This is a genomic window from Lysinibacillus fusiformis, from assembly GCF_003049525.1.
In the GTDB taxonomy this organism is placed as follows: Bacteria; Bacillota; Bacilli; order Bacillales_A; family Planococcaceae; genus Lysinibacillus; species Lysinibacillus fusiformis.
Map to the genome: position 1 here is coordinate 1 of NZ_PYWL01000027.1, position 12,739 is coordinate 12,739.

At 38.9% G+C, this 12,739-nt stretch carries 10 protein-coding genes, 6 tRNA genes and 2 rRNA genes; 16 read left to right on the top strand and 2 right to left on the bottom strand.

What is annotated here, in order from left to right:
* Both C9J29_RS23780 and rrf read left to right on the top strand, forming a co-directional pair.
* Positions 1-114: ribosomal RNA gene (locus C9J29_RS23780) — 23S ribosomal RNA — on the top strand; the annotation flags it as partial.
* Between the two features lie 187 nt (positions 115-301).
* Positions 302-417 (top strand): 5S ribosomal RNA (gene rrf, locus C9J29_RS23785).
* Positions 418-527: 110 nt separating this feature from the next.
* On the opposite strand, the gene mbcS is transcribed toward rrf, so the two are convergent.
* Positions 528-2,105: an acyl-CoA synthetase MbcS gene (mbcS, locus tag C9J29_RS23790; protein WP_089987407.1), complete on the bottom strand. Its 1,578-nt coding sequence runs from the start codon at positions 2,103-2,105 to the stop codon at positions 528-530.
* Between the two features lie 266 nt (positions 2,106-2,371).
* Here mbcS and C9J29_RS23795 point away from each other — a divergent pair.
* The 13 genes from C9J29_RS23795 to C9J29_RS23855 all read left to right on the top strand — a co-directional run bounded on the left by C9J29_RS23795 (position 2,372) and on the right by C9J29_RS23855 (position 9,758).
* A tRNA-Asn gene (locus tag C9J29_RS23795) sits at positions 2,372-2,448 on the top strand.
* A gap of 111 nt (positions 2,449-2,559) precedes the next feature.
* A tRNA-Glu gene (locus C9J29_RS23800) sits at positions 2,560-2,634 on the top strand.
* 72 nt (positions 2,635-2,706) lie between these two features.
* A tRNA-Val gene (locus C9J29_RS23805) sits at positions 2,707-2,782 on the top strand.
* A gap of 18 nt (positions 2,783-2,800) precedes the next feature.
* Positions 2,801-2,884 (top strand) — tRNA-Tyr (locus C9J29_RS23810).
* A 14-nt stretch (positions 2,885-2,898) separates the two neighbouring features.
* Positions 2,899-2,973 (top strand) — tRNA-Gln (locus C9J29_RS23815).
* A 12-nt stretch (positions 2,974-2,985) separates the two neighbouring features.
* Positions 2,986-3,058: transfer RNA gene (locus tag C9J29_RS23820), tRNA-Lys, on the top strand.
* Between the two features lie 185 nt (positions 3,059-3,243).
* Positions 3,244-4,149, top strand: coding sequence for an arginase (gene rocF, locus C9J29_RS23825; RefSeq protein WP_107922895.1), 906 nt, complete (start codon positions 3,244-3,246; stop codon positions 4,147-4,149).
* A gap of 133 nt (positions 4,150-4,282) precedes the next feature.
* On the top strand, positions 4,283-4,846 hold the full coding sequence (gene sigW, locus C9J29_RS23830) for an RNA polymerase sigma factor SigW (protein WP_004225410.1): 564 nt from the start codon (positions 4,283-4,285) through the stop codon (positions 4,844-4,846).
* A 13-nt stretch (positions 4,847-4,859) separates the two neighbouring features.
* Complete coding sequence (locus tag C9J29_RS23835; protein ID WP_008175536.1) at positions 4,860-5,486, top strand: anti-sigma factor family protein; 627 nt, start codon at positions 4,860-4,862, stop codon at positions 5,484-5,486.
* A gap of 149 nt (positions 5,487-5,635) precedes the next feature.
* Positions 5,636-6,472, top strand: coding sequence for a diadenylate cyclase CdaA (cdaA, locus tag C9J29_RS23840; protein ID WP_012296035.1), 837 nt, complete (start codon positions 5,636-5,638; stop codon positions 6,470-6,472).
* The gene (locus C9J29_RS23845; RefSeq protein ID WP_008175531.1) at positions 6,465-7,541 is read left to right on the top strand and encodes a CdaR family protein; all 1,077 of its coding nucleotides are present in this window, start codon (positions 6,465-6,467) and stop codon (positions 7,539-7,541) included. The genes cdaA and C9J29_RS23845 overlap by 8 nt, the downstream gene beginning before the upstream one ends.
* Positions 7,542-7,759: 218 nt before the next feature.
* Positions 7,760-9,112 (top strand): phosphoglucosamine mutase, encoded by a 1,353-nt coding sequence (gene glmM, locus C9J29_RS23850; RefSeq protein WP_090002165.1) that lies wholly within the window; start codon positions 7,760-7,762, stop codon positions 9,110-9,112.
* A 130-nt stretch (positions 9,113-9,242) separates the two neighbouring features.
* The gene (locus tag C9J29_RS23855) at positions 9,243-9,758 is read left to right on the top strand and encodes a type 1 glutamine amidotransferase domain-containing protein (protein ID WP_107922896.1); all 516 of its coding nucleotides are present in this window, start codon (positions 9,243-9,245) and stop codon (positions 9,756-9,758) included.
* Here C9J29_RS23855 and C9J29_RS23860 read toward each other — a convergent pair.
* Entirely contained in the window at positions 9,744-9,965 is a 222-nt protein-coding gene (locus C9J29_RS23860; protein ID WP_090002161.1) for a hypothetical protein, read from the bottom strand. The two genes, C9J29_RS23855 and C9J29_RS23860, sit on opposite strands and share 15 nt — an antisense overlap.
* Positions 9,966-10,530: 565 nt before the next feature.
* Between C9J29_RS23860 and glmS the strand changes: the two genes are divergently transcribed.
* Positions 10,531-12,333, top strand: coding sequence for a glutamine--fructose-6-phosphate transaminase (isomerizing) (gene glmS / locus C9J29_RS23865; protein ID WP_090002159.1), 1,803 nt, complete (start codon positions 10,531-10,533; stop codon positions 12,331-12,333).
* Positions 12,334-12,739 lie beyond the last annotated feature (406 nt).

The following is a 12,739-nucleotide window of genomic DNA, read 5'->3' on the forward strand; positions in this document are numbered from 1 at the left end:
TCCCATTACGCAAGTAAGTAAGATCCCTCAAAGACGATGAGGTAGATAGGTTCGAGGTGGAAGTGTGGTGACACATGGAGCTGACGAATACTAATCGATCGAGGACTTAACCAAAAAAGTTTGAAACATTCAATGAACCGTTTATCCAGTTTTGAAAGAATAATTTCTTTTATGAAGGGTTTCAAGATACGAGTAGTTCGAGGAAGCAATGGAGAGAGGGAAGGAGCGTACTCAAGTACGTGACTGACTGAACGACAGCAGCTGACGAAGAAATGCGATGTATATTGAAAGCCGAAAATAGTCTAGTGATGATGGCAAAGAGGTCACACCCGTTCCCATACCGAACACGGAAGTTAAGCTCTTTAGCGCCGATGGTAGTTGGGGGCTTCCCCCTGTGAGAGTAGGACATCGCTAGGCGCAAAAAGTCGCTACTGATACACTCAGTAGTGGCTTTTTTTCTGTCTAAAATTCTAAAAAGTAGATAAAGTAAGGAGGCATTTCTTTGAATGAAATGCCTCCTTACTATTTTAGACAGTTGCTGCTCGTAGTTCGATACGACGAATTTTCCCAGATGTTGTTTTTGGTAACTCATCGATAAAGACAATACTACGAGGATATTTATAAGGAGCCGTCAGTGCTTTTACATGCTCCTGTAGCTCCTTGATTAGTTCTTCTTCATTGTGTCCCTTATAGCCATCTCGTAAGATTACGTAGGCTTTGACAATATGCCCCCTAATTTCATCTGGAGCAGCTACCACAGCACACTCTTGTACAGCATCATGTTTGTTTAAGGCATCTTCCACTTCAAATGGACCAATCGTATAACCAGATGAAATAATAATATCGTCGCCCCGACCTTCAAACCAGAAGTAACCATCTTCATCACATTTTGCTTGATCACCTGTAATGTACCATTCACCGCGGAATGCCGCTTGTGTGCGCTCAGGCTCACGATAATACTCTTTAAACAAGGCTGGCGATGATTTGTGTATCGCAATATCGCCAACCTCGCCAACAGGTGCCTCATTGCCTTCATTGTCGATAATACGTACAATATTACCTGGAGTTGGGACACCCATGGAACCAGGTCGTAGCTCCGTGTTTTCCAAAGTACCAATGAGTAATGTATTTTCAGTTTGACCATAACCATCGCGGACTTTTAAACCAAAGTGATTCTTAAATGTTTCAATGACTGGTCGATTTAATGGCTCACCAGCAGAGACAGCACTACGAAGAGAAGATAGATTATAGTCTTTTAAATTCTCAAGTTTCGCCATGATACGATACTCAGTTGGGGTGCAGCAAAGAACATTAACCTTTTCATCCTGCAACAGCTGAAGGTATGTTTTTGCATCAAATCCACCATGATAAACAAAGGCAGTAGCTCCCAACATAATAGTAGATAGGAACGGGCTCCAAATCCATTTTTGCCAGCCTGGAGCTGCAGTTGCCCATACTAAGTCTCCTTCACGTACACAAAGCCACTGTGCAGCCGCTGTTCGAATATGTGCATAGCCCCAGCCATGAGAATGGACGACGCCTTTAGGCTTACCTGTTGTTCCAGAAGTATAAGAAAGGAAGGCCATGTCATCGCGTTTAGTAGCAACAGCCGTAAATGTATTTGGCTGAGAGCTAGCCAATTCATCTAAAGAAGTCCAATCTCCTGTAGCTGTTCCGATGACCATTTTGTTTTTTAAAGCATCGACAGAAGACGAAATTTTGTCTACTTCACTAGTAAATACTTCATAGGCGATAACGGCACTGGCAGAAGAATGCTCCATACGATACTCTAAATCACTTGCGCGCAACATCTCTGAACAGGAAATAGGAACAATACCCGCTTTTAAACAGCCTAGGAAAACAAAATAGGCCTCAGGTAGGCGAGGAATAATAACTAATACACGATCTCCTTTTTGAAGCCCCTTCTTCGTAAAGGCATTCGCGTATTGATTCATTTTTTGAACAAGTTCTACGTAAGTAACGGTTTGTCTCTCTTGTTGTGTATTTAACCAACGTATAGCTTGGCGTTCACTATCTTGCGAAAACTTTTCTAATTCCTCTGTGATGTTATAAACATCCGGTGCAATTAAATCCTCTATTACCATTTGAACATTCCTCCCCCTAAAATGATAGAAAATTCATAAAACTATTTTTATTTTAACAATTGCAATAATATACAGCAAGAATATTTAATACACAAAATAGAAATTTTAGATTTAATAGAGAACTATTATACTTTCTAAGTACTATTTAAGAAATTCTCGACAAAAAAATATAATATTTTACACAAATATGTTGCATTATTTAGAATGCTTGCTATAATAATAAATGTACTTAAGAGGTTGTCTAAGACCGATTTGAATAGTATTGTTCCGAAGTAGCTCAGTTGGTAGTAGCACCTGACTGTTAATCAGGTTGTCGCAGGTTCGAGTCCTGCCTTCGGAGCCATTTTTTTGCTCATTTTTAAGATGGCTTTATACATAAAAAAATGTAGAAAAGTGTTGCAAGAATGTAGAAATAATGTTATCATAATTCTTGTCTTGTTTGAGACATAAGTTTGGCCCCTTGGTCAAGTGGTTAAGACACCGCCCTTTCACGGCGGTAACACGGGTTCGAATCCCGTAGGGGTCACCATTTAAAATACATCATCATGATGTACAGGCTTTAAAATGAAAATAAACTGTGATATAACACACCTGTTTCTATGGAGGATTAGCTCAGCTGGGAGAGCATCTGCCTTACAAGCAGAGGGTCGGCGGTTCGAGCCCGTCATCCTCCACCATTATTCTTGTGTTATTTCGGAGGGGTAGCGAAGTGGCTAAACGCGGCGGACTGTAAATCCGCTCCTTAGGGTTCGGCGGTTCGAATCCGTCCCCCTCCACCAGTTTTATAAATGATTGGGGTATAGCCAAGCGGTAAGGCAACGGATTTTGATTCCGTCATGCCTAGGTTCGAATCCTAGTACCCCAGCCATTTTTCTTTTATGAGCCATTAGCTCAGTTGGTAGAGCATCTGACTTTTAATCAGAGGGTCGAAGGTTCGAGTCCTTCATGGCTCACTTTTATAGAATAAAATATATTCAAAAGTGATATAATAAATACAGATAACTAATCTCTTACTGAAAACAGTAGGAGATTTTTTTATGTTATTCGAAAATGAATAAATATGCGTATTTATGTTGGGTTGAGCCAAGTGGTAAGTAGGCTTTACAATAGTCTTATAACTTTTAGGGGGTATAAAAACATGAATAAACTTAATATTTCTATTATTGGAGTACCAACAGATTACGGACAAACACGCCGAGGCGTAGATATGGGACCAAGTGCTATTCGTTATGCAGGCGTTGTTGAACGTTTAGCGAGTATTGGACACGAGGTACAAGATCAAGGGGATATTCGTGTTAGTCAAAAGCATGTAAACGCGACAGTAGATGAAAAGTTATTGAATTTAGAGGAAGTAGTAGAAGTTAGTACGGCTTTAGCTAATAGCGTACATGAAGTAGTCGAACAAAAAAAATTCCCACTTGTATTTGGCGGTGACCATAGTATTGCTATTGGGACACTTGCAGGATTAGCGGAACATTATAAAAATATAGGTGTTATTTGGTATGATGCACATGCAGATTTAAATACACCTGAAACTACACCTTCAGGCAACATACATGGAATGCCTTTAGCAGTTAGTATTGGGCTTGGGCATGAACGTTTAGTTCAAATTCGTAATAATGTGCCAAAAATTAAGCCAGAAAACGTTATTATTATCGGAGCTCGTTCTGTAGATCCTGGTGAGCGTGATTTGATTCGTGAACAAGGGATTAAAGTATACACTATGCATGAAATTGACCGACTTGGCATGACGCGTGTTATGGAAGATGCACTTGCCTATTTAAAAGAGCGAGATGTTGATGGATTACACCTATCGCTGGATTTAGATGGACTTGACCCTCTTTATACACCAGGTGTTGGAACACCAGTGCCAGGTGGAATTACGTATCGAGAAAGTCATTTAGCGATGGAAATGTTACAAGAGTCTGGAATGTTAACTTCAGCAGAGTTTGTAGAAGTTAATCCGATATTAGACGAGAAAAATACAACAGCAAATGTAGCTGTTGCTTTAATGGGATCTTTATTTGGAGAAACTTTAGTTTAAAGAAAATTTTTCAAAAAATTGCCTGTTGCCACATTGCATAAAAATCTTTTGCTATAATTGAAATAAAACGAAACTTTTCTTATTGATGGGTCGTATAGTATAAGACAGTTGTAAAGGTGGAGAAGTCAACACAATGGATGCGTTAGTAAATAAGAGAATAAAACAAGTGCTTAAAGGCGATCAAAACGCATTTGCCGATATTGTGAGTCTCTATCAGCACAAACTGTACCAAGTATGCTATCGAATGTTAGGTAACAAACAAGAATCTGAAGATATTGCTCAGGAAGCTTTTGTTCGGGCATATATGAATTTGCATACTTTTGATCAGAAAAGAAAGTTTTCCACGTGGCTTTATCGCATAGCGACAAACCTCTGTATAGATCGGATTCGGAAAAAGAAACCGGATTATTATTTAGATGCAGAAGTAGCTGGTACAGAAGGGCTTGATATGTATTCACAAATCGCAGCAGACGACCAGCTACCAGAGGAGCAGTTAGAGCAAATGGAGCTGCAAGATCGCATTCAATACGAAATTGGACGTTTACCGGATAAATACCGTTCGGTTATAGTATTGAAATATATAGAAGAGTTATCGTTGCAAGAGATTAGCGAGATTTTAGATATGCCGCTTGGAACGGTGAAAACGAGAATTCACCGCGGACGTGAGGCATTACGTAAGCAGTTAAACAATCTGTAGGAGGGGGAGCGTCATGAATACTTGTCCAGAGCATATTATTGATTATATGCATGATTATTTAGACGGTGACATTAGTCGTGAGCATGAGCAAGAGTTAAAGCAACACTTGCATACATGTAATGATTGTAAACAGTTGATGCATGAATTGAGTGAAACAATCGCCTTTGTGAAGAGTGCTTCCCATATTACAGCGCCTCCGGATTTTGAAGCAGCAGTAATGGCTCGTTTACCAAAACCAAAAAGTCGAGTAGGCATACAAAAATGGATACGTCGACATCCACTTTTTGTGGCAGCAGCAGTATTTTGTTTATTTATGAGTGCTACCTTGCTCGGTAGCTTTATGGATGACCAGCATTTCTCTGTGACCAAGCAGCCCAATTTAGTTGTGGATGGTCAAACGGTTATCGTACCTGAAGGAGAAGTTGTAAAGGGCGATATTGTTGTGAAAAATGGCGATTTGGTTGTTGAAGGAGAAGTTGATGGTAACGTCACAGTCATAAACGGGCAATACATGGCATCTTCAGCGGTAGTTTCAGGGAGAATTGAAGAAATTGACGAAGTATTTGAATGGTTATGGTATACAATTAAAAACTCTGTAAAATCAGCCATGACATTTGATGAAAAGGAAGAAACTAAATAACACTCTATACGTCCTAAAAAATAGTGCACGTGAGAGGCTGAAAGGTCTACTCTTCTGAGTAGACTTTTTATTTGAAAAAAGTTACATTTGATAAGAATGTGCTATACTTGAATGTGTATGGATTCGTAATGAAAAGTGGGGGATGCCACGTGCAAATTATTGAACATTTCACAGATTTAACGCCTGTGAATATTGTTATTAACTTCATCGATGTACTGCTCGTTTGGTACGTTGTTTATAAGGTCTTAACCCTCATTAAAGGTACGAAGGCTGTCCAATTACTTAAGGGAATTTTCGTCATTATTATTGCACGAATTGCAACAGACCTTTTAGGGTTACAAACATTAGGCTGGATGTTACAGCAGGTCATTGAATTTGGTTTCTTAGCGATTATTATCATCTTCCAACCTGAAATCAGACGAGGCTTAGAACAAATTGGTAGAGGTAAACTTTTCCAACGATCATCTAGTCAAGAAGACGAGGAGCAAACAAGGCTTATAGAGGCTATGAAAAAATCTGTAAGTTATATGGCTAAACGTCGAATAGGTGCGTTAATTTCAATTGAAAAAGAAACAGGTCTTAACGAATATATTGAAACAGGTATAGGTCTAAATGCTGAAATTTCTTCAGAATTGCTAATTAATATCTTTATACCGAATACGCCACTACATGATGGGGCGGTTATTATGCAAAGAGATAAAGTTACAGCGGCAGCTTGTTATTTACCTCTATCTGAAAGTCCATTTATTTCAAAGGAGTTAGGGACACGCCATCGTGCTGCGCTTGGGTTAAGTGAAGTTACGGATGCAATTACAATCGTTGTCTCAGAGGAAACAGGCGCCATTAGTATTACGTTGAATGGTAATCTCCATCGTAATCTTTCTCTAGAGGAGTTCGAGACACTATTGCGAAAAATGTGGTTCGGATCAGCACAAGAGTCAAATGCAGCCTCTAAGTTAACTTGGAGGGGGAAAAAGAATGGATAAAATGATGGATAGCCCTTGGGTATTAAGAATCATCGCGCTATTTTTAGCATTTTTGCTTTTTTTCTCAGTTCGTACCGAGCTATCTCCAATCAATACAACAACCACCACTGAACAGACTGATATTATTCGTGATGTGCCAGTAGATGTTTATTATGATAATGAGAATCTGATTGTAACAGGTTTACCTGAAACAGTAGATGTGAAGATAAAAGGGCCAATGCCTGTTGTTATAAAAACAAGAGCAACAAAGGATTTCTCAGTATTTGTTGATTTAAGTAATCTATTGATTGGCGAGCATGATGTAAAGCTACAATACGAAAATATTTCTGATAAGTTAAAGGTTACATTAGACCCTGCAACTATTCATGTAAATATTGAGGAAAAGGTCACGAAAGAGTTCCGAGTGGACCCTGAAATGAATACTCGACTAATAGAAGAAGGGTATATTTTAAAGGATATGGTAGCTGATCCACCGACTGTTTACGTGACAGGTGCAAAAAGTGCTATTGAAAGCATCAGCTATGTAAAAGCAACTGTTGCTGGAGAGCCAGGCTTGAAGCAATCCTTCACTCAGGACGCGGCAGTAAAAGTATTAGATCGAGACTTAAATAAACTTGATGTGACAATTGAACCTGATACTGTTAATGTTCAAGTAGATATTGGGGAATATAGTCGAGAACTCCCGGTTGTTTTGAGGGAAACAGGGCAAGCATTGGATGATATAACGATCAATTCTTTAACATTTACGCAAAAAATGATTAAAGTATATGGCAGAAAATCGATTATTGATGGTTTAACAGAAATTCCAATAACAGTAGACCTGTCAAAAATTACAGAGTCAAAAACTTATGAAATTGATGTAAAATTACCAGATGGTGTGACAAAAATATCTGATAAGAAAATAAAAGTGAAGGCAGATATTACAAAAGTAGAGAAAGAAGAAGAGCAGAAAACACCAGCTTCTACAGAGGAAGCGCCACCTCCAACTGAAGAAACTGATGTGAAGGATGATAGTACTACTACTGATAAAAATACGCCAACCGATGAAACGGAAGATATTGATTCTTAAACAATATCTGACTATAATTTTATTTTGATTCTAAATCAAAAATCTAACCGGGGTTTGTTTTGGTGGGTAGACCGCAATATATTCACCAAACAAACTAACTGAGTGGACTATTAAAAATTACCAATGAATAAACAAAAGCAGACTTTTCCAAAAGTAAGCGGACAAGTGTCTATGGATGAATATGACACAGTCTTGCATTGAAGGAGAGAATAAGTAGAATGGGTAAATATTTTGGAACAGATGGCGTCCGTGGCGTCGCCAATAGTGAACTAACACCGGAATTTGCATTTAAACTTGGCCGTATAGGTGGCTATGTGTTAACGAAGGATGCAACTGACCGTCCTAAGGTTTTAATTGGTCGTGACACACGTATTTCAGGCGAGATGCTGGAAGGTGCACTTGTTGCTGGGCTCCTATCAATTGGGGTAGAAGTAATGCGACTCGGAATTATTTCAACTCCAGGTGTGGCATACCTTACTCGTATTATGAGCGCAGATGCAGGCGTCATGATTTCAGCTTCGCATAACCCAGTAGCGGACAATGGCATCAAATTCTTTGGTCCAGATGGCTTTAAACTAACAGATGCACAAGAAGAGGAAATTGAAATTTTACTTGATGCTCAAGAGGATACATTACCACGTCCAATAGGGGCTGATTTAGGATCTGTAAGTGACTATTTCGAGGGTGGACAAAAGTATATTCAATACTTAAAGCAAACAGTGGATGAAGAATTTGATGGTATCCATGTAGCATTAGACTGTGCACATGGTGCTACCTCATCATTAGCGACGCATCTTTTTGCGGATCTAGAGGCTGACATTTCTACAATGGGTGCTTCTCCAACTGGTCTAAATATTAATGATGGTGTAGGTTCAACGCATCCTGAGGGACTAGCTAAGTTTGTATTGGAAAAGAATGCAGATGTTGGTCTAGCATTTGATGGGGACGGTGACCGTTTAATTGCTGTAGATGAAAACGGTAAAATTGTTGACGGTGATCAAATTATGTTTATTATTGGAAAGTATTTAAATGCAGTTGGTCGTTTAAAGAAGCAAACAATTGTCTCAACTGTTATGAGCAATATGGGCTTCTATAAGGCTGTCGAAGATAACGGTATGCGAAGTATACAAACGGCAGTAGGAGATCGTTATGTTGTAGAGGAAATGCGTGCTAATGATTACAATTTAGGTGGCGAACAATCAGGGCATATTGTTTTCTTAGATTTTAATACAACAGGCGATGGTCTACTAACAGGTATTCAGCTTGTCGACATTATGAAAGCAACAGGTAAGAAGCTGTCGGAGCTTGCTGCTGAAATGAAAATCTATCCTCAGCGTCTTGTCAATGTTCGCGTAACAGACAAGCATGCAGTGACTGAAAATACGAAAGTGGCCGCTGTGATTGCAGAGGTAGAAGCGGAAATGGCAGGGAATGGTCGTGTCTTAGTACGTCCTTCAGGTACTGAGCCACTTGTTCGTGTAATGGTGGAAGCTGCTACAGAAACAGATTGTGAGCGTTTTGTTGAGCGTATTGCCGATGTTGTACGTGCAGAAATGGGCTTAACAGAATAGTAAATGAAGAATATGAACTCGATTTCCGTTTTTAGGAAATCGAGTTTTTCTTGTTTGAAATGGATGTTTGAAATAGAAAAGATGGGGAACAGTAAAAGGGAGTCACAATAACAAGGAGTGTTTGATAGATATGGCTAAAATTGCTACAGTTATTACCGATATGTTCGAGGATAGTGAATTTACAAGTCCTAAAGAAGCTTTAGAAGCGGCTGGACATCAGCTAGTAACAATTGATACAGAGGCAGGAAAAGAAGTAAAAGGAAAACATGGGGAAACAGTAAAAATTGATAAAGGCATTGATGAAGTAAAGGACAATGATTTTGATGCACTGTTTATACCTGGTGGTTTTTCTCCTGATATCTTACGCGCCGATGATCGAGTAGTGGCGTTTGTAAAATCCTTTATGGATGATATGAAGCCAACCTTTGCCATTTGTCATGGACCGCAGCTACTAATTACGGCAAAAACACTAAATGGTCGTGACGCCACGGGTTATAAATCCATTCAAGTAGATTTAGAAAATGCAGGGGCAAAATTCCACGATGAAGAAGTATTCGTCTGTCAAAAGCAACTAGTAACAAGTAGAACACCAGATGACCTACCTGCCTTTAATAGAGAAATAGTAAATTTATTAGCTAGTAAATAATAAAAAGGGCACAAGCTGTTTTGGCTTGTGTCTTTCGTTATCTTTTGGATAATGTGATGAGCGCATTTGTGATTGTACCAAGATCAATATGCCTTCTGCTATACCCTCAAAGTCCATAATCGTACGTTGTTTGACAATTTTATACCCATAAATTGTGCAACGATTAATGATTTCGAATACGATCCCCTTTAAACCTTCTTTGAGCATTTCGCTCAGATTCTCTACAAATTCGCCTCCACTAACAATTGTTTGTCTACATATTTGTCACGAAAAAGCAAGAGCACTAGGTATTTTTTATAACGAAAGTTTGACGGATAGCATATGATTGAGTATGATGGAGAAGTTGAAGACGAGGTCCGACCTTGTTCTTTAACGAACGCAAAAGGAGGAAAGAGAGCGTAAAATCGGAAAACAATTATAGCGCCTGAGCTGAAGAAATTGGACGAAATGGATCTTCAGCAGACGAGGTGGAGGTTTATCGAAAATTCGGCGGATACCTCCCGATCGACATACCCGATTGTCATTTTTCATTTTGAAAGCATTTGAGCGATTGAATGTACAGGAAATGGAGAAGGTATTGTAAAGCAATAGATGAATAGTAGAAAACTTCACATATCGAATGCTCCATTCAGATGGCTGAATGATTTGATTGCATGTACGGGGGTGTTTTATTTTATATAAAAATAAAGCATGCCTGTCCATTCTAAAAATTCGATAGATGAGGTCTACTTTGTCATTGCGTTAAATTGACAATATCGGAGGACGAGAATTTATGTGTGGAATTGTAGGATATATTGGTGAATCAGATGCAAAGGAAATTTTATTAAAAGGCTTAGAGAAACTAGAATACCGTGGTTATGATTCAGCAGGTATTGCAGTACGTAATGAAGAAGGCGTAACTGTTTTTAAAGAAAAAGGACGTATCGCAGACTTAAGAGGAGCAGTAGATGAAGATGTTGCTGCTAAAATTGGTATTGGTCATACACGTTGGGCAACACATGGTGTACCAAATCGCTTAAATGCTCACCCTCATCAAAGTGCATCAGGGCGTTTTACGCTTGTGCACAATGGGGTAATTGAAAACTATCATCTATTACAAAAAACGTATTTAAAAGGCATTCCGATGAAATCTGATACAGATACAGAGGTTATCGTGCAATTAGTAGAATTGTTTGTAAAGGAAGGTTTATGCACAGCAGATGCTTTCCGTAAAACATTATCTTTACTACATGGTTCATATGCGCTTGCATTATTAGATGCAGAAGCTGCAGATACAATCTTTGTAGCGAAAAATAAATCCCCACTTTTAGTTGGAATTGGTGAAGGCTTCAATGTTGTTGCTTCGGATGCAATGGCTATGCTGCAAGTGACAGATCAATATGTAGAGCTTCACGACAAAGAGGTTGTCATTGTACACAAGGCTAGCGTTGAAATTACAAAACTAGATGGTTCTGTAGTTGAACGTGCACCATATACAGCAGAGCTTGATATGAGCGACATTGAAAAGGGGACATATCCTCATTATATGTTAAAAGAAATGGATGAGCAGCCTACAGTCATTCGCAAAATTATTCAAGCGTATGAGGGTGACAATGGCGATCTAACAATAGATACAGAAATCTTAGAAGCATTGCGAACTGCAGATCGTTTATATATTATTGCGGCGGGCACAAGCTATCATGCAGGCCTTATTGGTAAACAATATTTCGAAAAAATGGCTGGTATTCCAGTAGAAGTTCATATTTCTAGTGAATTTGGCTATAATATGCCATTACTTTCAGAAAGACCTTTATTTATCTTTATTACACAATCAGGTGAAACAGCAGATAGCCGTCAGGTACTAGTAAAAATTAAAGAGCTTGGCTACCCAACATTAACGATTACAAATGTTCCTGGCTCAACTCTATCACGAGAAGCTGACCACACATTGTTATTACATGCAGGTCCAGAAATTGCGGTAGCTTCTACAAAAGCATATGTGGCGCAAGTTGCTGTCCTTGCTTTAGCAGCATACGTAACAGCAAAAGCAAATGGCACAGGCTTAGAATTTGATTTAAAACAAGAGCTTGCGATTGCCGCAAACGGTATCCAAACAATGATTGACTCAAAAGATGTATTAGAAGACATCGCAGAAGACTACTTAAAAATCGCGCGTAATGCATTCTTTATTGGTCGTAATATGGACTTCTACGTGAGCCTTGAAGGGGCCTTAAAGCTAAAGGAAATCTCTTATATCCAAGCAGAAGGCTTTGCTGGCGGTGAGCTTAAACACGGAACAATTGCTTTAATTGAAGAAGGAACACCAGTGTTTGCACTTGTTACACAAGCATCAGTTGGGCTAAACATCCGTGGTAATGTGAAAGAAGTTGCTGCGCGTGGTGCATATCCATGTATTATTGCGATGGCTGGTATCGATGAGGATGGAGACCGCTTAGTCATTCCACATGTTCACGAATACCTAACGCCACTTGTATCGGTAGTGCCATTACAGTTAATCAGCTACTATGCTGCACTCCACCGTCGTTGTGATGTGGATAAACCACGTAACTTAGCTAAATCGGTGACGGTTGAATAATTGAGTTTTATACTAGAAGTGTGTGTTGAGTTACAATAAAGATGTATACAGATCACTTAAACAGAATACATGAGTGATGATAACTATAAAATACAAACCTTGGTACAGTGTATTGCTGTATCAGGGTTTTTATTTAGGGTTTTTATTATGGCACACAAAATGTATTTCTTTAGTAAAGAATGCGACTTTCCTTCATCTAAGTAGCCATATGGTTGAATAACATTCTTATATGAAAAGTCACGCTATAGAAATGAAATAAAACTGTGATGAAACACCCCTTTGAAACCGAATAGGAGAGCAACATTTCAAATAATGTTCCTTGTTATAATTCTCTATGTAATATAACTATGTTTGAACAAGGAGATGGAAGCATGAGTAAGTTAACAGGCAAAATCGCTTTAGTTAC

What these genes read in the sequence shown, in the direction of transcription:
- mbcS (WP_089987407.1), bottom strand. Translation starts at nt 2,105, where the DNA reads ATGGTAATAGAGGATTTAATTGCACCGGATGTTTATAACATCACAGAG.
- rocF (WP_107922895.1), top strand. Translation starts at nt 3,244, where the DNA reads ATGAATAAACTTAATATTTCTATTATTGGAGTACCAACAGATTACGGA.
- sigW (WP_004225410.1), top strand. Translation starts at nt 4,283, where the DNA reads ATGGATGCGTTAGTAAATAAGAGAATAAAACAAGTGCTTAAAGGCGAT.
- C9J29_RS23835 (WP_008175536.1), top strand. Translation starts at nt 4,860, where the DNA reads ATGAATACTTGTCCAGAGCATATTATTGATTATATGCATGATTATTTA.
- C9J29_RS23845 (WP_008175531.1), top strand. Translation starts at nt 6,465, where the DNA reads ATGGATAAAATGATGGATAGCCCTTGGGTATTAAGAATCATCGCGCTA.
- glmM (WP_090002165.1), top strand. Translation starts at nt 7,760, where the DNA reads ATGGGTAAATATTTTGGAACAGATGGCGTCCGTGGCGTCGCCAATAGT.
- C9J29_RS23855 (WP_107922896.1), top strand. Translation starts at nt 9,243, where the DNA reads ATGGCTAAAATTGCTACAGTTATTACCGATATGTTCGAGGATAGTGAA.
- C9J29_RS23860 (WP_090002161.1), bottom strand. Translation starts at nt 9,965, where the DNA reads ATGCTCAAAGAAGGTTTAAAGGGGATCGTATTCGAAATCATTAATCGT.
- glmS (WP_090002159.1), top strand. Translation starts at nt 10,531, where the DNA reads ATGTGTGGAATTGTAGGATATATTGGTGAATCAGATGCAAAGGAAATT.